We start from the raw sequence: 19,302 nt of genomic DNA, 5'->3' as shown, positions 1-19,302 counted from the left end.
GGCTTATCCATGCCCTCGATCTCATCGCTACGATGCTCAAGGTTAACAGGATGCCCATGGAGTTAACAGCCCCTTCAACGTCTTTTTGAAACCACCTCTTAGCAAGTCACCGTGAGAGTTACTCACAAGCTTTTCAACGGAATCCGTGGATAAATTTGCTCCCAGCGCGACTGTGTTCGACGTACGGCGCGACTGACGCTTGACGACCCAGGTTATCTTGAAAGGCGCGTCGAGATCAGCGCGCTGGACAATCACCCCTTATAGATCGCACGCAGCGGTTTCGTGACGCCTCGGCAAGGGTAAAGCGAGACGCACAAACCATGGGAACTAGCGTTTCGACACGGCCTCGGCCGAACCCGGAAAACGAAAAAATGACTCGTTGCACAGTGCATGATGCAAGGCCTCATGAAGTATGCGGCCGGTAATGCCGCACCACGTCAGCGAGCGCCTGCAGACTGAACGGCTTGGGCAAGCAGGCGTCGCAGCCTGCTTCGCGGGCACGCGCTTCTTCATGATTCACCGGCCGTCCCGTCACGGCGACGATGGGAATGTTAGAAAAGCTGTTCAGTTTTCTCAACTGTGCGACGAGATGGTAACCGTCCATGTCGGGCAGATTGACATCGGTAATGACCATGTCGAATGGGTTCTTTTCGGCGATGGTGAGGGCGTCCGCTGCATTCCTCGCAGTCGATACGTGTGCGTCATATAGCGAGAAGAGTTCGGCCATCGCCTGCAGCGACTCTTCTGAGTCTTCAACGAGCAGCACACGTGCGCCGGCGAAGACAGCCAGGCCGGCGGGCTTGTCACCCGCTTCTCGATTAGCAAACGATGCATCGGCAGGAAAGGTGACTAGGAAGCGTGCGCCACGGCCTGCGCCATCGGAAAACGCTTCTGCCATTCCGCCATGCAGTTGAGCGAGCTGGCGCACCAGGGACAGTCCAATGCCAAGCCCACCGGGTCGCGCACGAAACGGTATGTTCGGCGTCTGCTCGAACATCTCAAAAACTGATGCCAGTGCCTCGGGCGCGATGCCGCATCCCGTGTCAGCCACCTCCACTTTCACTGTCTCGGCTTCTTGCTGGAGCCGCACCATGATCTGCCCGCCATTCGGCGTAAATTTAAGCGCGTTGCTCAGCAGATTCCAGATAATCTGCTCCACGCGCACCGCATCGCCGCGAATGATCAAGGGGGTCGACGGAACGTCCAGTTCCAACCGAATTTCGCTCTTCTGGAAGTCGTCCTGCATCGCGCTGCTGATCGAGCGAACGATGCTTGCGATATCAGTCGGAGCCAGCCGCAACGACAACTTGCCGGTCTGAATCCGCGAGAAGTCGAGCAGATCATCGATGATCTGCGCTTGAGTGAGCACAGACTTCTGGATGGCGTCGGCGACTTGCTGGATCCGTCCGCTCGTCCTGGCCTCCGGCAGGCGAGCAAGGATCTCGGCTTTCACGTGGATGAGGTTGAGAGGATTTTTCAGTTCATGCGAGAGCACCGCGATGAACTCGTCCTTCAAGCGGCTCAGCTTTCGGATTTGGCTGTTGTCCGCACGCTCGCGCTCAAGCACTTGTTCCTTTTTGCTTTCGGCGAGCCGCCGAGTGGTTGCATCGTGGACAATCTTGGCGAATCCTGAAAAACCAGGCACCTCGATACGACTCAGAAATCCGCTGCAGAAAATGAGACGGCCATCTTTTGTCCTATGCCAGCGCTCGTCTTCCGCGCGCCCCTGTGCCGCCGCTTGCTTGCACTCATGAGCCAGCACGCCGTCAGCAATGTCTTCCGGGATAAAGATGAGATCGAGTGGCTTGCTCAACGCTTCGTCGGCAGTGAACCCGAAGATATGCGTAGCGCCCACGTTCCAGCTGACGATCGTGCCATCATCGTCCAGCACGATGATCGCAAAGTCGTGCGTCTCGCGGGCTGCAAGGCGCAGCTTCTCTTCGCTCGCCTCTGCTTGATCCTGTGCGGTTTTTTGTTCCGAGATGTCAATCAGCGCAAGCACCGCGCCATCAATGCGGTCGTCGTCCGTGCGGTACGGCAGCACGCGAGCCAGGAAAGTGCGTCCGTCCCCGGTTCGCACCTCCTTCTCTGAGCGCCGCAATGACTCGAACGCGTCGCGCAAGTCGCTGAACATCTCAGGATAGTCAAGATTATGCGTCAAGTGCTGAAGGGGTCGTCCCTCATCACCCGGCCGGATGTTAAAAAGCGTCTCGGCCGGGGCGGTGTACCGCTTGATATTGAGCGTTCGGTCGACGAATACGGTAGCAACACCCACCGACGAAATCAGGTTCTTCAGATCATCGCTGACACGCGCGGATTCCTGAACCTTGGACAGCAGTTCGGAATTGACTGTCATTAACTCTTCGTTGAGCGACTGCAGTTCCTCGCGACTGGCTTCCAACTCTTCAGTGGCCGAGCGCAGTTCCTCGTTCATTGCCTGGAGCTCTTCGTTGGATGCCCGGAGCGCTTCATTGGACGACTGCTGATGCTGCATGGAATCGCGCAACAGGTCCTCGCTGCCCTCCAGTGCTTGCCTAAGCGAATCCACCGTTTGTTCCTGCTGCGCCTGCTCCGGGGTTGACGGCACCCCCTCCACGAAGGGGTCGTCAGAAAGTGCTGTGAGCAGATCGCAGGTTACCGACACCAAATCCGTTTGATGCGCACGATCGCGGTAGGGTCTAAAAGATAAATCAACCGCAATTTCGCCCGACGCGGTCATGAAGGGCACGGAGGCCTCATCTTCACGGCGCGCTGTTGTCAGGCAGCGCTGTAACGCGCGCCGCACCCCTGCGTGTGCGTCGCTGCGTACGATGTCCAAGAGGTTGGACACCCGCGTGTGGCGAGCGTCCTCGGTAAGCCTATTGGCGTTAGCGGAGCGGTGCACGATGGCGCCATCCGCGCGGACGACGATGATAGGCGGTCCGAATAGATCATGCGAGCGCGCCTGACTAGGCAGTTTCGCGTCCGAAGGTCTTTCGGGCAGTGTGTTGAAGAACGTCTCACCACCGATACCGACAGGCAGGATCATATTCCCTTGCGAAGCCAGGCTGTGGGCAATCGCGTTCGGTCGCGCGCGGTAGATTCTCTGCTGCTTTTGAACGGGAGAAAAAAGTTCGTTGGCGAAATCCGCTGACTCTGCCGCTCCCAGGAAAAGAAATCCTTCCCGGGGTGCCAGCGAGAAGTGAAAGGTCTGAAGCACGCGCGTCTGTGCACGACGATCCAGATAGATCAGTACATTTCGACAGGTCAACGTCTCCGGTCTCGATTGCGCTGCGCGGCATATCGCCATACTCCGCCTCATCCGGACGCTGGGCGATCGTGACACCGCCTCGTTCGCGCACGCGTGAGATGCCCACTGAGCCGTCCGCACCCGTGCCGGAAAGAACGACTGCAAATGAGCGCGAGCCATGTGCGTCAGCGAGGCTTCGAAAAAACACGTCAATGGAGGTTGGCGGCAAACGCGGCGGTTGCGCTTCGCTCAGGCGCAGATAACCGTCCACCATTGATATCAGTTTGCCCGGTGGAATCACGAAAATTGTGTCCTTCTCGAGCGGCACCGGACTGCTGACTTGGCGGACTTTTAGCCGGGTAACACTTTGAATCACTTCCTGCGCGTGACTCGTATGGTTCGGCGAAAGATGCAATACCACGACGAAAGCCGCGCCGGTGGATGCGGGTGCCGTTTCAAACAAGCGTAAAAGCGCCTGGACCCCACCGGCGGACGCGCCAATTCCGACCACCGGAAAGTCAGGTCCGGTGGACTTCTCAGGACGCTTTGCATCAACACTGATAAGCATGCGCTCTCCGTTCGTCGCCAATCCTTCAACTGCCGGTACCAGGTCGCTGATTAAATCGCGTTAAGGACGTGATGACGGTCCTTCGAGAGAGCCGAAGTTGAAGGAAGACTCCCTCAGCGCGAAGCGGTCCACGCAATGATATCTTGCAGCGGGCGGACACCACCGCCCTTTTGACAGAAGGCGTCGAAGCCTGCGGTTAGTCCGCGCGGGCGAACGGCGCTTTCCTCCATCGAAGTGTGCGCAATTAAAAGCGCCGCAGATACATTGTCGTGCGCTCGCAGGAGCGCAGCAAGCTCGAAGCCGTCCGGTGAAGGCATATTGATGTCTAGGACGGCGAGCTGAGGCGCCCATATCGCGACGCGCTCCATCGCGTCGTTGCCGTTCGAGGCGAATGAGTCTCATGACCGGCATAAGCGAGTGAGGGCGAGCGCCTCGGCGCCGATCGCATCACCATCGACCAAAGTCGAGCCCCTGCTCCTGCCAGTGCGCGCGCAACGCATTGACGGTCGCGCGACGCATCGGCACCGTGCGTTGCTTGCGACGCACGCCAATGATGGTCAACGTCCACACGGCGCGTGTCGCCCGTGGCGGTCCGCACGAAGGATCAGGTGACGGTTCTTGTGTCGCCGCCGATGGGTTGCTCGTCGATCAACGGGCGCTTCGGAAAGTTGCCCGCCGAGCTACTGGGCGTCGATGACCGCCGTCCGATGGTTGACGCTCGTCGAGGTTTTTCGCTGGTCGAAGATCTTCACGCCTTGCCAGGCACGCTTCGCGCGGCGCAGTCCGGAATCGCCCATCAGCAAGATCGCCGCGCGCGCAGTGCGCTACTGGTGTCCCTCCTCGTCGCCCGATTGAGTTGAGCTGGTCTTCCCGGTTCGATCTCTTTCAAATCGACCGACGCGAAGCGGTTGCACTGCGCATCAAAGCGCCGGCAACGCTCGCTGAACCGGAACGGCCAGTTCGCGCGTGATGGTGGCCGGTTCATGGACTGTGCTCCACGGGTTGCCCGCCAGATAGTGCCCGCCAGATAGCGCACCTCGACCAGCCGCGCAAAGGCGGCCCGCAATACCCCCACCGCGCACGCCTGACTGTCGACCGACAAGCCCTCCGGGGCGGCTGGCCCAGTGCAGCAAGTCATGCCCGCCCCTCAGAGAGTGGGTACGCTGTCACTTCAGGAGCAGGTGCCGCTCCGTCACCGGCGCGATCCGCCGCGTCGCTGGCGGCGTCCTTCACATCCTCCTTCGTATCGCCCAGTTCCTTGCGCACTTCTCCTTTGGCCTGTTGCGCGTCGCCCTTGGCTTCCTGAACCGGATCATCGGTCATCTTCCCGACCCCCTCATTGATCTTGCCTTTGACCTTTTCCCCGACTCCTTTCATCTGATCTTCATTCATTGCCTTTCTCCCAAATTCGCCCCCGGGTTGCGGGCATCTGGGTACCGGCAAGGATGGTGCCGGCCAAATGACGGTCGTCTCTATTGGATCCGGGAGGTCAGAAAATGACGGCACTACCGGTGATCAGGCTCGAACACCAATCCGGGGGCTGGATCTGAGCGGTAATATTGCCCGGCGCGAGGGATGGCGTACCGTTCTTACTCGGCCAATCCCGCGAAGCGTTTCCGACCGAGGACGCAGCGCGCTGCGATGCCAGCAGGGGCGACCCAGCAACTTTGTGCGGATCTCACTGCGCCGGGCGGAGAAATGTAAGGCATAGGGGTTGCTGAAAGGAAGGCATGAGCTCCGCTTTCACACCCATGTCGCCCATCATCACTCCGCCTCCCGGGATGTGGAGCCCTCGTTCATTCGAACGCGTTACGCCCCCAGTTGCCGTGCTCATTGTCGACGATGACAGCACAGGCGCCGAGGCCTTGGCCGCTGTGCTTGTCACTGAAGGCTTTCGCGCAATTGTCGTGGATGGCGGAGGTGTCGCCTTCCGAATGGAGCCGGCGTGGACGCCGCACGTCGTGATCCTCGACATCGAGATGCCGCACAACGACGGTTTTGCTGTGGCGTTGGCGATGCGCGGCTCAGGCCGCTTCGCGACCATACCAATCATCGCGTACACGTCGCTGGACGAGGCGGCGGTCATCACGCGGGGTAAAGAAGCGCAGATCGACGCCTTCTGCCGGAAAGGGTATTCACTCCTCGCGCTCCTCGCGCTCATCGAGCACGTCGCTCCGTCGATGATGCCGGGGCAAGCTAAAGCGCTCTAAGGCCGGTTCGTTGACGCTCGCCTGTCCTTCACGCATCTTTGCGGGTGTCGCTCAGTTCGCGCTCCCGTTTTTTCCGCAGGCGACTGTCCTCGCCGTTTTGCCCGTTGAGATAAACGACGGGCGCTGCGCCGAGGAGCAATAAGACCACGGTCATTGCTATCATTTCGGCACCTTCACGCAATGAGCTCACGCCCGTCATGCCGTGATTATGCGCGGAACAAGGCAAGCAGGCGCAAGCACTCTCAGCACAGGGACGCAGCAAGTCGTAGCCTGTCCATCCGCTCGCCAAAAAGCGACTCACTCCCGGCGTGTTCTCGGCGGCAATGCTGGCGCTATCCCTCATCCTCTGCGTAGTAACGCGCCGCAGCCTCCAGCATGCGCCGCCGCTCCGCCCGGACGTAGATCGAGGTGGTCTGCAACGAGGCATGACCGAGAATCGCCTGCACCACATCGGTCGGCATCTCGCGCGCGACCGCGCGCGTTCCAAACGTGTGCCGAAAAGCGTGCGCCGACGTGTTGGCGAGTTGCAGCAACTCTTCGGCCGTGAATTCGGCCAGCGCGGCGGTCTGAGCGCTCAAGCGTTGCATCGGCATGCGCGCGAGCCGACCCAATGCATCGGCGGTATAAGGCACTTCCGGAGCGGTGTCATGTCGCTTGAGCGCGGCGCGGGTTGCCGGAATCCACTGCGGCGCGATCAGCGGTCCCTGCGCTCGTGCGGCGTCGAAATCTTGGCCGCGATCGTCCCAGTGAGCCCGCAGCGCAGCGATGGTGGCCGCGCTCACCGGCACCGTGCGTTGCTTGCGGCGCTTGCCTATGACGGTCAGGGTCCAGACGGTCCGAATTGCAGGTGTCGTACGCGCAGGCGTCGGGCGGGCGGCGCCAGGTGAGGTGTTTTGTGACGAGCCGGGCGATCCGTCACGGGCCAGTTTGGCGTCGTCGCGCAGCTCCGCGGGGCGCAACTCTTCGCGCCGGGCGAGGGCGGCCTCGGCGCGGCGTAGTCCCGAATCGCCCATCAGCAAAATCGCCGCGCGTGCCGCGCGCCACTGGCGAGCGTCCTCGTCGGTGCCCAGGGCGCCAGAACCGGACGCTTTGCAGCGCTCGTCGAGTGCGGCACGCACCTGCGCCCACAGTTTCGCCGGCAGTGCCCGCTGAACCTGCACCGCCGACTCACGCGTGACGGTCGCTGGTTCGTGCACCGCGCTCCACGGGTTGCCCGCCAGGTAACGCACCTCGACCAGCCACGCAAAGGCGGCCCGCAGCACGCGCACCGCATACGCCTGACTGTCGGCGGACAGGCCGTCAGGAGAGAACGGCCGCCAGCGACCACTCGTGCGCGGGCGCTTCGGTCCAGTGAACGACGCCAACGGCGCCTTCAAGAAGTCTTTGTAGGCCTCGCAGTCCTCGACCGTGAGCGACGACAGCGCTCTTTGCCGAACGACCACACTCCATAGAATCAGCCGTTCGAGCTCGCGCGTATAGGCCCGCAAGGTCGTCGGCCGATCGCGATAGCGGTGCAGGTAGGCGTGCACCGCGGCGAGATCGTGCTCGGCGCGAATGAACGCAAAACTCGTCGCCCGATTCAGACCGCGGTTGTCCACATTCCCGCCCGACAACTCGGCTGTCACAGCGAGGTGCTCGAAGGGCGCGAGCCGCGGCTCAGCCGGATCGCCACCGATCACAATGACGCTGTCGCCGCCCTCCGCTCCCGCGACGCCCGTTGGCACCAAGGACGCGGTGTGGACGTCGGCGGCGACTTTGACGCCAAGCGTCGCTTCATGCCGCCGCAGCCACGCGACGATCGTCCGCGCGCGCAACGCGCCGATGCGCGGCACTGCGCGCCACCAGTTGCCGCCGCGCGCATTGCTGTTGAGGGAAGCCGTTAAAAAGGCTGGGAGTTGGGCGCATGGAAGGGTATCGTTTCCCCTAGCAACTCGACGAGGAGCCGCCATGCGATGCACGATCGTTCTTGAGTTCGACAACGGCGATGGGAGTGTGGTGAAGCGGGTTGAGGTCATGGGGTTTCACAGGCCCGTCGAAGACCAGACACCCGGAGACGTCGGACTGTCACTCGCCGAAGGCAAGTCATTGCTCAATTGTGTGCAGCAGGAGTTCGTTGTCGAACAGATCGAACGTTTTTGCACGTCGCGTAGATCCTGTGTGGACTGTGGCGTACAACGGCGCCTGCACGATAGTCATTGCTCGGAGCTGAAGACCGCACTGGGAAAGGTTTTCTATTGCCGCGAACGATGGAAGGCCTGCAATTGTGGCGCTGACGGCTCGAGATATGTTTCTCCGCTCAAGAACTACCTGACGGAGGCAAGCACCGGTGAACTGAGATGGCTGCACGCAGAGCTTGGCGCCACGATGCCCTATCGGCAAGCCAGGCGCGTTATGGACCTTCTGCTACCCAGCTCGGGCCGCGACAATCATGTAACCATCCGCAATCACACTGTGACCGTCGGCAAATCGATTCAGCACGCACGGCCTGTGCGCCAGTGGTGCGAGGAGACAAAGCCGAATGCGGAACTCGGCATTGACGTCGGTTATGTCCGTCGCGCACGTTGCAACTACAAGGGTTCGGGCAAGTACAATCGCGCAGAAGCCGGAAACCAGTCATCGTCGATCGCAGTCGTCGTTGCTGCTGTAGGCCAAGTTGGTGAGCAACCGCGAGTGTGGGCTTCCGCCATGCCGCGCACCAAGCGGCTGAATCAAGAAATGACACGATTCCTGGAGGTCAGCGGATACGGGGACCCTAGTGAAGTCGTCGTCCTGACCGATGGCGCGCGGGACTTGGTCGGCGTCGCGCGCGACCTTCCCTACGATAGTGAATGGATTCTCGACTGGGCGCATATCGGGCGGATGTTGCGACGCGTCGATCAAGCTATCGCGCCTCTGGCATATGGGCGACTCATGGACAGTGGATCAGCGTTCGAACTGTGGGATATGTTCGTGCGCTTCCGCCGTTACGTCTGGACCGGAGACTCAGTGGCTTGGCAGCAGTTCGCAGCTAAGCTCGCTCACTTGCTTGACCTGCGTGAGAAGCAAGATCCGGCAGCGAGCAGCCAGATCAAGAAAGCAAGTTACAGCCTCTCCAATGTGGTCACGTATCTCGAGAGCAACCCTGAGTCGCTGATCGACTATCGCACGTGGCAACGTGTAGGATGGCGAATCTCTACCGGCTTCGTCGAGTCGTCGATCAACCGAATGGTTGGCTGTCGAATGTGCAAGAGCCAGCATATGCGCTGGAGTCGCGTGGGAGCACACAGTGTCGTACAGCTGCGCGTCGCGCTGTTGAACCAAGAATTCCACGAACTCGCACGGCGACAGTTTCCGTGGATTGGACAGCGACGCGTTACGTGGCCCTGGCAGAGAACATCCCAGGGTTTTTAACGGCTTCCCTCAACAACGGCGTCGCAGAGCGCCGGCGAAGGCCCAAGTCGGCGCGAGCGAGCAAGTAGGTCGACTATCTCTTTTTCGGCCAGCGAATACGGCACACCTGGCAATGGTTTCAAACAACGGCTGCGCTTTTACCCGTCGCCCGAGGCGGTCAGGGTTCTCCACTGTCAAACGCCCGGACGGTACGCCGGGCGCGCCAGCCACGCAACGTTTCCTCCAGGTAAGGCAGCGCCTCGGCGAAAACGATCGCCGTCAGCAGCACTGCCACATACGGTCTCGGTAGCGGCGACCGCTTCCATACGAGCGCGAAGCGCGCCGGTTCGTTGCCGACACCGGCGAGCGCCGCCGCCTGGGGCCAGTGACGGCTCACCACGAGCAGGATCGCCATCAGCGGCACCATCTCCAGAAAACTGTGCACGTGCTGCTCGAGCGGCGACACGCGACGATGCCGGACCGCGTAACTGACATCCCATAACGCAGTAGCTTCGTGTACGAAAAACGCGACGATCATCAGCAGCGTCGTTCCCGCATTCACCTCGAGGAAGATTGCCGCAAGAAGCGGTACGCCCACCTCCGCGAACATCAGCAGATGAATCAGCGACTCCCGAAATCCGCCGTGCACGGCAATGTGAGATGCACGATGGCACAGCCAGTCAGCGAAGCCCGCCGCAAGCCAGATCGGCACCACGACGTACATCAACAAGACGGCGGACGGGTCGTTGTACATGATCTGATCCGAAGCAGAAGGATAGGGGATGCTGCGAGCTGTTACCTCATGTATTCACGCTGTCGCCGGGTGCCAGCAAGACGAGCCGACCGGCCAGGCGCACGTTCACTGCGGCGTCGTTGCCGCACGACGCGTGCAGTGCGACCGCCGTGGCGCTGCCGCACACCACGTAGCGCTGCCCATGAAATTCAAAGCCCATGCGCATGCTGGGGAGGCCAGGCGGCCACGCAGGCTCGACTACGATAAGCTTTTTCTCGTATCGCATACCGGCGTAATGGTGCAGAACGACGTCCAAAAGCCCGGCATGCGAGCCCAGATGCAGACCCTCTTGCGCGCTGCCCGACGCCGGCGTCTGATCCGTTTCGAGGGCCTGATAAAAGAATGCGACTGACTTCCACGGATCGGCTTCGGCGAGCGCACCCGCGCAAACCACGCGCGACAGACTCGATTCGTGCGTCATGTGGACAAGACACTGCTTGAGCGATCGCTGCGCGGCTGCGCGGCCAAAGCGATAACCAGCCCGATCCAGCAACGTGCGCAAGCCCTGCTCGCGCAGCAGATAAAACAGGATCAGCACATCCGGCTGCTTGATCAGTGTCATGCATTGGTCGTATCGCCTTTCTTTTCGAGCGCCCAGTCGGTCCGGTTGCCGTCGTGCGCGAACGCGCGGGGGTCGCTCACTTGGCGCAGTCGGTCGAATCCTTCGAATTGCGCGATCGATCCGTCGGCGAGAAACGGTACGCTCAGGCGACTCGCTATCGCACACCAGCGCTCGGGCTCGTCGTTCGCCAGATCGAGCTTTGCCGTCAGCGCAGCGCGGTCGTCCGGCGGCAGATCGGCGAGGATGTCGCGCGCGCTCCATAGCGTCCACATGGCCATCACGTTCGTGTAGGCGTTGTTGACGACACCTGCCTGCGCACTGCCGGGATACGCATCGTGATATTCGTCCGGTCCCATGACGCGGCCTATGTCGTAGCGCCCGGTCGCGGCGTTCCACTCGACGAGGCTCGACCACATGCGCGCGATCTCCACTATCATCTCCGCGCCACAGGAACGCAGGAACGTGTCGTCGCCGGACATGAACACATAACGCACGACACTCCATGCGATTGCTGCGCCGACATGGCGCTCCAGGTGCGTGTTATCGCGCATCCAGTGACCATTGAGCGGGTTGTAGCGGAACGCCGGCGTTTCCTCTTCACCCGTCGTCGCGCTGCGCCACGGATACAATGCGCCGCGCAACCCGCTCGACTGCGCGGCGTACCGGGCGGCGTCGAGCCGCCGGTAGCGGTACATTAGCGGACCCTTTGCCAGCGCCGATGCGCTGCGTGCGGCTTCGGGCAACACGAAAAGATCGTCCCAGAACACGTGAGCCTGGTAGCCTTCCTGCCAGCCGCGCGCCGGCACGCCCACATCCTCGCGCGCCGAATGCGCGGAAACGGTCTGTCTGACCTGAAATGCTCGCAGGTTGAGCGCCGACGTCAGCGATGCGTCGTCGCTACTTATGCGCGACGCGTCCCAGCTCGGTGTCCAAGCCCGGCAATGCGCCTCCTGCAGGCGCTGCGCGCGGTCGGCCCGGCGGACTTCCTCGCAAGCTGCCTCGACCGGTTCGGCGGCCGTCGCATCACGCGAGGTTCTGACGGCCACGATACGGTCGATCCCGAGCGGCACGCCCTTCGCAACCCGCAGACGCCTCAGCATGAAGCGGGCGTCGGGTTCATTCCACGCAGTCCAGTCCGCCGCGGTCGTTCGTTGCCCGTTCAGGTCGATGCGTGCGGCTATCGCCACAGTGCTCGCGGTGGCCGCGAGACGAAAGACCGTACATGAAATGCCGTCGCGCGCGTCGATATGCGACAGGTCCACGAGGTGGCGGGGTTCGAGGGGGCGCTGGCTTTCCACGATGCCGTTGCGCACGCCCGCATCGATGCCCGTGCCGATTTCGAGCGCACCGTCCCAATCGCACGCGGTGACCGTCCAGCGCAACCCGATCAGCCACGGATTGGCGTGGCTAACGAAGCGCGTTTCCTCGATCTGCGTGGTTCCGTACGGGTCGCGCAGCACCAGCCTGCGCGATGCAAGACCCGAGCGTGAATCGACGGCATGGCGGTATTCGAGAAGCTCTGCACGGCTGCACCCGAGCCAAGGCCCCTCCGGGCGTCTGACCGCCAGCACGGTCGCATTCGGCAGCCGCGGCGCGCTCGTCATGCGCACGAAGTGGCCGCCCGCCTTTACTGCGGCCAGGTCATAAAGTCCGGCGCGATAAAGACCCGGATAGTGAAGCGATGCGACGCCATCGCCGCTGACCCGCCAAGGGTCCGAGAGCCGCGCCTCAGGTGCGCTCCCGCGCACGAACAACACGCCATTACCCAAGCCGAATATCGACTCGCGACGCAATTCGTCTTCCGGGCGGAAAGCGTCGAACTCGAGATGATCGTCGCGTCCGTAAGCGTATTTCGCGTCCGTTTCAGGCATTCGGTGCCTCGATTCCCAGAGCTGCCGCCCAGCGGTCGGTTTCGTCGCGCGACGCATACGATTCCTGTGAGCCCGAGCGCATCACCGCGAGATTGGCGGCAGCCGTTGCGAAGCGCAGCGCGTCGTCGCGCGGACGACTTTCCGCGAGTGCGACGGCGAGCGCACCACTAAATGCATCGCCGGCGCCGGTCGTGTCCACGGGGTTAATGGGTCCGACGCTCACGGATCGCGGCCCTTCATTAGAAAACGCAACGCAGCCGCCGTCTCCCAGTTTCACGCACGCAAGTTCAAAGCCGCTCTCGTGCAGTTTGCGCGCGGCGCTCAACGCGTCGTCCTTCCCGCCGATGTCGATGCCCGTGAGCGCGGACGCCTCTTCCTCATTCGGCGAGCATGCGTGCACCTGCGGCCAGCAACGCCGCACCGCCGCGTCGCCAGCGTGCTGCGGCGGTGCGAGATCGAGCACGATGCGCAAGCGGCGCCGCGTCGCCGCTTTGAGCAGCGCGGCGACGCGGCGCCGGAATTTCGCAATCCATCGCCAGCACACTGTCCGGCGACGCCGCTTCGATCGCAAGGACCGCTGCGTGAATGTGTCCGGGCTGCCAGCCCTCGTTGGCATTTGGCGCGAGCACGATTCGCTTTTTCCCGGTTTCCGGCACCATGATGATCGATACGGCGGTCGCGCATTCGTGCGCGTGCATCACCGCGTCCACATCTACGCCGTGCCGGCGTAGCGGCACGAGCGCCTGTTCGGCAAGATCATCGTCGCCGACCAGACCGATGAGCCGCGCGTCGTGCCCGAGTTTTCGAGCCAGGAATGCGCGGTTTGCAGCCTTGCCGCCCGACAGGCGGGAAAACCGCTGTGCTCGGCTCGTCTCTTCATCGCCGCTATCGCCAACTCTCATCTGAAAGTCGGCGTTGATGCTTCCGATGCTGATAATCGTCGGACCCATGTTCACTCCAGCGAAGAGGGACACCCGAGGCTTGCGTGTGGAAAAGCTGGCCTCGCGCTTGCTCAAATGTGGGAGACTTTCCTTGTCAACCGTGAGGAGCAGATCACGCCTAGCTCCCTCTCCACGATAAGTACGCCGATGCGAAAAGACGGCACCGACGGCCCGAACATGCCGGCCGAACCGGAAACACTGCAACAACCGAACGACTACGTAACCGCTCCGCCGGTCTGACCGAAGCCGCCGCAAATGCCGTCACAGCTTCCAATCGCAATTTCCGCACCACTTGATTACACCAGGAGAACTCACATGCCGCTCAGCAAAGGCAAGTCCCGTGAAGCCGTATCGAAGATGTGAAGACCGAGATGAAGGATGGCAAATCACAGAAACAGGCGGTGGCCATCTCGCTCAATCAGGCGCGAAAGTCCGGCGCGAAAATACCGAAGAAGCACGAGAAATAGCGCCGGAACTACTGCGCCGTACTCCGGTTCGGAGCACGCCGGGCGTTTGCGACCGCCGCGACGGTCCCCGCGCTGTGAATCCGCCGGCGCCTCAACGGGACGCAGCGGGTGGAACGGGATGAGCGGAACCGCCGTCCACGGCCCCTCCTTTAGCAGCCTTCTCTTCGCTAACGCCTGTGAGCGCCGTGCAGTTCATCGTCTGCGGCGATCCGTCTTCCAAGGCGTGCCCGCCACCGGCCCGGAGAAAACCGGCTAAGGATATGCGGGGATTCCCGGGCGTCACGTAGCCCTGCATGCTTCCGCGCAGACGCGGCAGGCATCGCTACATATGCGGCAGTGTTGGGCTGGATGCCGCCCACATTCGTCTGCACACGCATCACAAATTCGTGCGCACAGATCGCAAAAGTCCCGCATGAACTGTGTATCGCGCGCAATCGCTTCCGAAGTGAACCGACAAAGCGCGGCGCAATCGAGGTCTAGCCGCACGCATTTTTCCATGTCGGGAAAGCGCCCTTCCGCGATGCACGCGGACGCGCAGCTCGCACATGCTGCTGCGCAGCGGTCGAGCGCAGCCGTTTCCTTCTGGTACTGGGTCACGATGATTCTCCCGTTGGATCGAGTGCATCGGCAATAACATTCAGCAACGAATGTGCATGCTCGAGGTTGGCATCCGTCTGTCGGTCAAGACTACGGCCATCTGCGTGACGGCCCGCAGAAACACGCGCTTCACGACGATGCGCACGGTCCTCTTTGTCGTTGCTGGCAAGCTCGACTTGTCCGCCTCCAACCCCATGCCTCATGAGCCCGTTACCCACTGCATTTTTAAAAGAGCCAGAAAACAGATATCCTCGATGTTTGAATGAATACATGTATCCTCAACCTCATCGAACCATCGACGCGAAAGCATGTATGACTTGATCCGCTCAGTCGTCGTCGCTCCGGGCTAACCATGCTTATTGCGTATATCACGATGACATGGCGCCTGTGCGCTTTCTCGGCGGGACTGCAATCAAAAACGGTGATTGCTTGAAAATTTCTCGGCAATCGCTTGCTTCAATTTGTCCCGACTGTCGGCGGTGATTGACGCATCAATCTGGAAGAGGTTGGCGCTCCACTGACTCTTGATGCGGACCTTCCAGCATCCTCTTTCAGCTCCGTCGACAAAAATTTTTCCCTGAGCGACGATGTTCTCATCATTTGGATGGAGGTTGTCTACGTCGTCATTCAAGAGCTCGATGTTGGGCACCTTCAATTTGCAACCTCCCAGCGCACGGTCAAGAAATAAGCATTCACTGAAAATACCAGATCTCGTATCTATCTGCTTCTGACCTCCTTCTTTACATGTCTACCCGCTATTCATCCTCCCAGTCCCGCCACTCGATGTCATCGTGCGCCGCCAAATAGCCGCTGACCGCTTCGCCGACGGTCGTAAAGAGATGCTCTTCGCCGATCACCGGCAGCACGCCATAGCGCCGCAGGTTGTCCTTCACCGGCCCTTTCAGCTCGGCGAAGCACAGCGCGATGTCCCGCCCCGCGAGTTCCTCGTGCAATCGCTCCAGCACTTCGAGAGCCGTGAGATCGATATCCGTGACGGCTCCGCCGCAATGACCATCCAGCGCGCGGATTCACCGGGCGCATCGGCCGCGCGCAGCACATGCTCGCGGAAGATCTCCGCATTGGCGAAGAACAGCGGCGCATCCCAGCGGCACAGCACGAGGCCGGGCACCTGTCGCGCTTCCGGGTGCCGCGAAACATCGTGATAGCCCTTGCGCCCGTCGATGCGCCCGAGCACCGCGTCGTAAGGCCGCCATGCGCGCCACAGGAACGAAAGCACCGTCAGCGCGAGCGCCAGTGCGATGCCATCGACCACGCCGAGCACCACCACGCCCACGAAGCACACGAGCGCCTGAACGAATTCGCTCTTGCGCAGCCGGTAGAGCCGCACGACGCCGCGAATCTCCAGCATGCCCAGACACGCGGCAATCACGACCGCCGCAAGCGCCGACTGCGGCGTATGCGAAAGCGCGTGCGGCGCGAACACGAGCAACAACGCGACCACGCCCGCCGCGATGACGCCCGTGACCAGCGTCTTCGCGCCTGCCGCTTCCGCGACCGGCGTGCGCGAGCCGCTCGCGCTCACCGCGAAGCCTTGCATGAGGCCCGCCGCGATGTTCGACAAACCGAGCGCGACGCATTCCTGATTGCGGTCGACCTTGTCCTCATTGCGCAGTTCGTAGGTCCGCGACAGCACGCTGACGTCCGTGAGCGACACCAGCGCGATCGCCGCCGCGGGACCCGCGAGTTGCCACCACTGATCGGGCGGAATCAGCGGCAATTCGAACGATGGCAGTCCGCGCGGCACGTTGCCGACAGTCGCGACGCCAGCACGCGCGCCCAGGTCCATGAACCTGACGAGCGCCGTCGCCGCGCCCGCCGCGATCAGCAGGCCGGGAATCCTCGGCCAGAAGCGTTTGAACACTCACGGGCAATCCGCTCTATGATTCTTTAGGGAGTATCTGCGTTGGCGTCGTTCTAATGGGCACTGCACTCTTTTCCCTGCGTGAGATCAAGTCGCTTCTCATTGGGGAGTCTGCCCATCGGCAGACTCGCGGGGAGATTGAGTCGTGGCTCAGGCAACGCCCGGATTTGAAAGCGGTCGTTAGTCTGATCGTCCTAAAGTGGTCAGAAGACTTGCTCGTTGCCGTACAGGCCGAACTTGTGCCGCATCGGAACGCCGATGACCTCGTCCGCACTATCGACCGGATCGAAAACGACATGCGCGTTCATTTTCCGTCGGTTCGATGGATATTCTTCGAGCCCGAATTGAAGGAGCATGGCTCCCATCCCCTTTGATCGCTTTTACACCAGCGTGCTGATGGCTTCTGTTTGTGACGCAACATCCATATTCGAGTGATGCTCGTCGAATATCGCTATTCCCGACAACTCGATCGATCGACACTTCGTCGAACCTCTCTCCGTGCGCTCGGAAAATCGCGCAATGCGCGCGCCACTCCACATCGCATGTGCACACAACAGATCGGTTCTCTTTAGGGCACTTTCTCCTGCTGTCGCATTTCGGCAACCCTTATTTGCCGAAACGCCCGTGTTGCTGCCAAGAGCTTCCAAGAACTTAAGAAACGAGTCCGCTGCATACGCTCCTGCTGTATGCTGACCGTATCAATCTGCACAATTTCTGAGAAATGGTAAGGCTCGCCGTCACGCCCACGCGCTGGACCCACCGCACAACGCCTATTCGCGGCCGCGCTCCACGCATTTTAGTGGTTGACGATAATCAAAGCGGAGCAGACGCGCTTGCCACTTACCTTGAACTGGTAAGCATGTCTGTGCAGGCGGCATACGACGGCAGGTCAGCCATTGCCCTTGCCAAAATTTGGCGCCCTGACATAGTGTTGCTCGACATTTCGATGCCTGGTCTGGATGGCTTCGACGTTGCAAAGCTGCTTCGAGCAGATTTGCAGGTATCGTCCGTGATCATCGTCGCGCTGACAGCGCACGACGAAGCGCATGTTCGAGCGCGCGCAACGCCTGCAGAGTTTGATGCATATTGTCAGAAAGGGTTGGTTCTAGATCCGCTCACGCGTCTCTTAGAGCAGCTTACACGCGATGAAACCAAAGATCCGACATCGCCAACCGAACTCCCAACTCTGATTCCGGGAAACGGGTTTTTGCCGAGCTGAGTTTGAGCGGAACTGTGCGAGCCGACAATCCATCAGACCGCCGTTATTTCTTGTCCGTACTTCGACTATGACGGTCGCCTTCTTAGAGACTCAAATAGTTTAAGTCAGTATTCAATAATCTCCGATTCTAATCGATCTCGCGGTCTCCCTTCAGTACCAGGCACAACTATAGTGAATCATTTGCTTATACCGCGTTTCCCCATCTGATAAAGCCGACCGTTTCTTCTCTGCATCGCGCAAACGTCGTTTGTCCAAGTCAACCGGAACATTCCCACTTGTTTTTCAAAGCCCGACGTTTGCGCACCCCTCACCCTTTCTTTCCGGCCGTGGTTGCTGAACACGGTAATGGATGACTTATTGGCTCGCGAAGTGAAAGTTTATGTTACCGCTTGCATCTCTCACTAGAGCCGGCGGCGTATCGCCATTGTGGTTGCCAGATAGTGCGTACGGTCTGCTCACCACGGCGGATACGATTTAACAGAACGGCATTTTGCCGGAGTGCGATCCAGCGAAGCTGCCGTACACCTCATGAATATTAGGAGATGGGCATGCGGGACGAGACGGCGGTGAAAGAGGTATTGGAACGACGCACACATCGGCGAGAGAAGCGCCGACAGTTCTTCCGAAGCGCGGGCGGTTTAAGCCTCGGACTGGTCGGCGGAACGATCCTCGGCGCGTGCGGAGGCGGCTCGGGTGACAACGCGAACGCAGCGAGCGGGCCGTCTGATCCTGAGATTCTCAATTTCGCGTTGAATCTGGAGTATCTCGAAGCGACATTTTATGCGTATGCCACAACGGGTGCCGGCTTGCCGGCGAATCTGATGACAGGCATCGGCACTCCTGGCGCGGTGACGCCTGGACAGCAGGTGACGTTTTCGGATCCCGTGGTGGCCGCTTATGCGAGAGAAATCGCGAAGGATGAGTTAGAACATGTTGCGTTTCTCAGATCGGCACTTGGCGGTTCGACAGTTGCGATGCCCGCGCTCGACGTGGGTGGAACGGATCCAAACGGCGCGTTCTCCCTTGCTGCGCAAGCCGCAGGGTTGGTGCCTGCGGGCACACCGTTTAACCCCTATCTCAACGACACCACCTTTCTGCTCGGGGCCTTCATCTTCGAAGACGTGGGCGTAACCGCCTACAAGGGCGCTTCGCCACTCATCACCAACAAGACTTATCTCGAGGCCGCAGCCGGCATTTTGGCGGCCGAGGCTTATCACGCAGGGCTCATCCGGACCGTACTCTACTCGAAGGGGATGCAGACGCCGAGCCTCATCAGCTCAGCTCAAGCCATCTCCGATGCGCGTGATTCATTGGACGCTTCCACGGATGTCGATCAGGGGATTGCAGGTGCAAACAACCAGATCTCCAACATCGTTCCGCTTGACAACAACGGCATTGCTTTCAGCCGAAGCTACGACGACGTCCTCAACATTGTGTATCTCAACAAAGGCGCGGTCGCCAAGGGAGGATTCTTCCCAGCCGGTGTGAATGGCACGCTTCATATGAGTAGCGCGTTCGCGTAAGAACGCTCCCACGCGAAACGTGAGCACGAGCGGGGACACGAGGTGGTGTTCCCGCGTTTATTCAGGACGGG

Annotated in this window: 17 protein-coding genes and 5 pseudogenes; 8 read left to right on the top strand and 14 right to left on the bottom strand. The window is 60.8% G+C overall.

Annotation, left to right across the window (positions count from 1 at the left end):
* Positions 1 to 403: 403 nt before the first annotated feature.
* The 4 genes and pseudogenes from QCE69_RS38675 to QCE69_RS39690 all read right to left on the bottom strand — a co-directional run.
* Positions 404 to 3,028 carry a PAS domain-containing protein gene (locus QCE69_RS38675; RefSeq protein WP_309936058.1) on the bottom strand — a complete coding sequence of 875 codons (2,625 nt, stop codon included), beginning with the start codon at positions 3,026 to 3,028 and terminating at the stop codon, positions 404 to 406.
* 117 nt (positions 3,029 to 3,145) lie between these two features.
* A pseudogene (locus QCE69_RS38670) lies at positions 3,146 to 3,289 on the bottom strand (CheR family methyltransferase); the annotation flags it as partial.
* A 16-nt stretch (positions 3,290 to 3,305) separates the two neighbouring features.
* Positions 3,306 to 3,797: pseudogene (locus QCE69_RS38665) on the bottom strand (chemotaxis protein CheB); the annotation flags it as partial.
* A 113-nt stretch (positions 3,798 to 3,910) separates the two neighbouring features.
* A pseudogene (locus tag QCE69_RS39690) lies at positions 3,911 to 4,174 on the bottom strand (response regulator); the annotation flags it as partial.
* Between the two features lie 207 nt (positions 4,175 to 4,381).
* Between QCE69_RS39690 and QCE69_RS38660 the strand changes: the two are divergent.
* The gene (locus tag QCE69_RS38660; RefSeq protein ID WP_309911303.1) at positions 4,382 to 4,657 is read left to right on the top strand and encodes a hypothetical protein; all 276 of its coding nucleotides are present in this window, start codon (positions 4,382 to 4,384) and stop codon (positions 4,655 to 4,657) included.
* A gap of 358 nt (positions 4,658 to 5,015) precedes the next feature.
* Here the strand turns inward: QCE69_RS38660 and QCE69_RS38655 are convergent.
* Positions 5,016 to 5,189, bottom strand: a pseudogene (locus QCE69_RS38655) (CsbD family protein); the annotation flags it as partial.
* 434 nt (positions 5,190 to 5,623) lie between these two features.
* Between QCE69_RS38655 and QCE69_RS38650 the strand changes: the two are divergent.
* Entirely contained in the window at positions 5,624 to 6,007 is a 384-nt protein-coding gene (locus tag QCE69_RS38650; protein ID WP_309911302.1) for a response regulator, read from the top strand.
* 28 nt (positions 6,008 to 6,035) lie between these two features.
* On the opposite strand, the gene QCE69_RS38645 is transcribed toward QCE69_RS38650, so the two are convergent.
* Together QCE69_RS38645 and QCE69_RS38640 are read right to left on the bottom strand one after the other, a co-directional pair.
* Positions 6,036 to 6,170, bottom strand: coding sequence for a hypothetical protein (locus tag QCE69_RS38645; RefSeq protein ID WP_309936056.1), 135 nt, complete (start codon positions 6,168 to 6,170; stop codon positions 6,036 to 6,038).
* A 169-nt stretch (positions 6,171 to 6,339) separates the two neighbouring features.
* The gene (locus QCE69_RS38640) at positions 6,340 to 7,956 is read right to left on the bottom strand and encodes a tyrosine-type recombinase/integrase (protein WP_309936055.1); all 1,617 of its coding nucleotides are present in this window, start codon (positions 7,954 to 7,956) and stop codon (positions 6,340 to 6,342) included.
* Between QCE69_RS38640 and QCE69_RS38635 the strand changes: the two genes are divergently transcribed.
* Positions 7,955 to 9,397 (top strand): ISKra4 family transposase, encoded by a 1,443-nt coding sequence (locus tag QCE69_RS38635; RefSeq protein WP_309936054.1) that lies wholly within the window; start codon positions 7,955 to 7,957, stop codon positions 9,395 to 9,397. The genes QCE69_RS38640 and QCE69_RS38635 overlap by 2 nt on opposite strands.
* Positions 9,398 to 9,554: 157 nt before the next feature.
* Here QCE69_RS38635 and QCE69_RS38630 read toward each other — a convergent pair whose 3' ends face one another.
* From QCE69_RS38630 to QCE69_RS38610, 5 genes are read right to left on the bottom strand one after another with little or no spacing between them, the layout of a single operon-like run.
* Positions 9,555 to 10,130, bottom strand: coding sequence for a diguanylate cyclase (locus QCE69_RS38630; protein ID WP_309911294.1), 576 nt, complete (start codon positions 10,128 to 10,130; stop codon positions 9,555 to 9,557).
* Positions 10,131 to 10,176: 46 nt separating this feature from the next.
* Complete coding sequence (locus tag QCE69_RS38625; protein ID WP_309911293.1) at positions 10,177 to 10,731, bottom strand: hypothetical protein; 555 nt, start codon at positions 10,729 to 10,731, stop codon at positions 10,177 to 10,179.
* Positions 10,728 to 12,602, bottom strand: a complete 1,875-nt coding sequence (locus QCE69_RS38620) for a glycoside hydrolase family 65 protein (protein WP_309936053.1) — start codon at positions 12,600 to 12,602, stop codon at positions 10,728 to 10,730. Before QCE69_RS38620 ends, QCE69_RS38625 begins: the two co-directional genes overlap by 4 nt.
* On the bottom strand, positions 12,595 to 13,065 hold the full coding sequence (locus tag QCE69_RS38615; protein WP_309911333.1) for a PfkB family carbohydrate kinase: 471 nt from the start codon (positions 13,063 to 13,065) through the stop codon (positions 12,595 to 12,597). The genes QCE69_RS38620 and QCE69_RS38615 overlap by 8 nt, the downstream gene beginning before the upstream one ends.
* A complete protein-coding gene (locus tag QCE69_RS38610) occupies positions 12,980 to 13,618 on the bottom strand; it encodes a PfkB family carbohydrate kinase (RefSeq protein WP_309911289.1) in 639 nt (212 codons plus the stop codon). The genes QCE69_RS38615 and QCE69_RS38610 overlap by 86 nt, the downstream gene beginning before the upstream one ends.
* 296 nt (positions 13,619 to 13,914) lie before the next feature.
* Between QCE69_RS38610 and QCE69_RS38605 the strand changes: the two genes are divergently transcribed.
* Entirely contained in the window at positions 13,915 to 14,010 is a 96-nt protein-coding gene (locus QCE69_RS38605; protein WP_309911288.1) for a DUF6496 domain-containing protein, read from the top strand.
* A gap of 653 nt (positions 14,011 to 14,663) precedes the next feature.
* A complete protein-coding gene (locus QCE69_RS38595) occupies positions 14,664 to 14,873 on the top strand; it encodes a hypothetical protein (RefSeq protein ID WP_309936052.1) in 210 nt (69 codons plus the stop codon).
* Positions 14,874 to 15,019: 146 nt separating this feature from the next.
* On the opposite strand, the gene QCE69_RS38590 is transcribed toward QCE69_RS38595, so the two are convergent.
* Both QCE69_RS38590 and QCE69_RS38585 read right to left on the bottom strand, forming a co-directional pair.
* On the bottom strand, positions 15,020 to 15,262 hold the full coding sequence (locus QCE69_RS38590; RefSeq protein WP_309911286.1) for a hypothetical protein: 243 nt from the start codon (positions 15,260 to 15,262) through the stop codon (positions 15,020 to 15,022).
* Between the two features lie 100 nt (positions 15,263 to 15,362).
* Positions 15,363 to 16,489, bottom strand: a pseudogene (locus QCE69_RS38585) (SulP family inorganic anion transporter); the annotation flags it as partial.
* Positions 16,490 to 16,545: 56 nt separating this feature from the next.
* Between QCE69_RS38585 and QCE69_RS38580 the strand changes: the two are divergent.
* The 3 genes from QCE69_RS38580 to QCE69_RS38570 all read left to right on the top strand — a co-directional run bounded on the left by QCE69_RS38580 (position 16,546) and on the right by QCE69_RS38570 (position 19,231).
* Positions 16,546 to 16,863, top strand: a complete 318-nt coding sequence (locus QCE69_RS38580; protein ID WP_309911284.1) for a hypothetical protein — start codon at positions 16,546 to 16,548, stop codon at positions 16,861 to 16,863.
* A gap of 425 nt (positions 16,864 to 17,288) precedes the next feature.
* Positions 17,289 to 17,708, top strand: a complete 420-nt coding sequence (locus tag QCE69_RS38575) for a response regulator (protein ID WP_309936051.1) — start codon at positions 17,289 to 17,291, stop codon at positions 17,706 to 17,708.
* Positions 17,709 to 18,256: 548 nt separating this feature from the next.
* Entirely contained in the window at positions 18,257 to 19,231 is a 975-nt protein-coding gene (locus tag QCE69_RS38570; RefSeq protein WP_309936050.1) for a ferritin-like domain-containing protein, read from the top strand.
* The last annotated feature ends 71 nt before the right edge of the window (positions 19,232 to 19,302 follow it).

Origin of the sequence: Caballeronia sp. LZ032 (genome assembly GCF_031451315.1) — a bacterium.
GTDB lineage: Bacteria > Pseudomonadota > Gammaproteobacteria > Burkholderiales > Burkholderiaceae > Caballeronia.
Note: the sequence above shows the minus strand (reverse complement) of the source record. Positions and strands in the feature narration are given on the sequence as shown.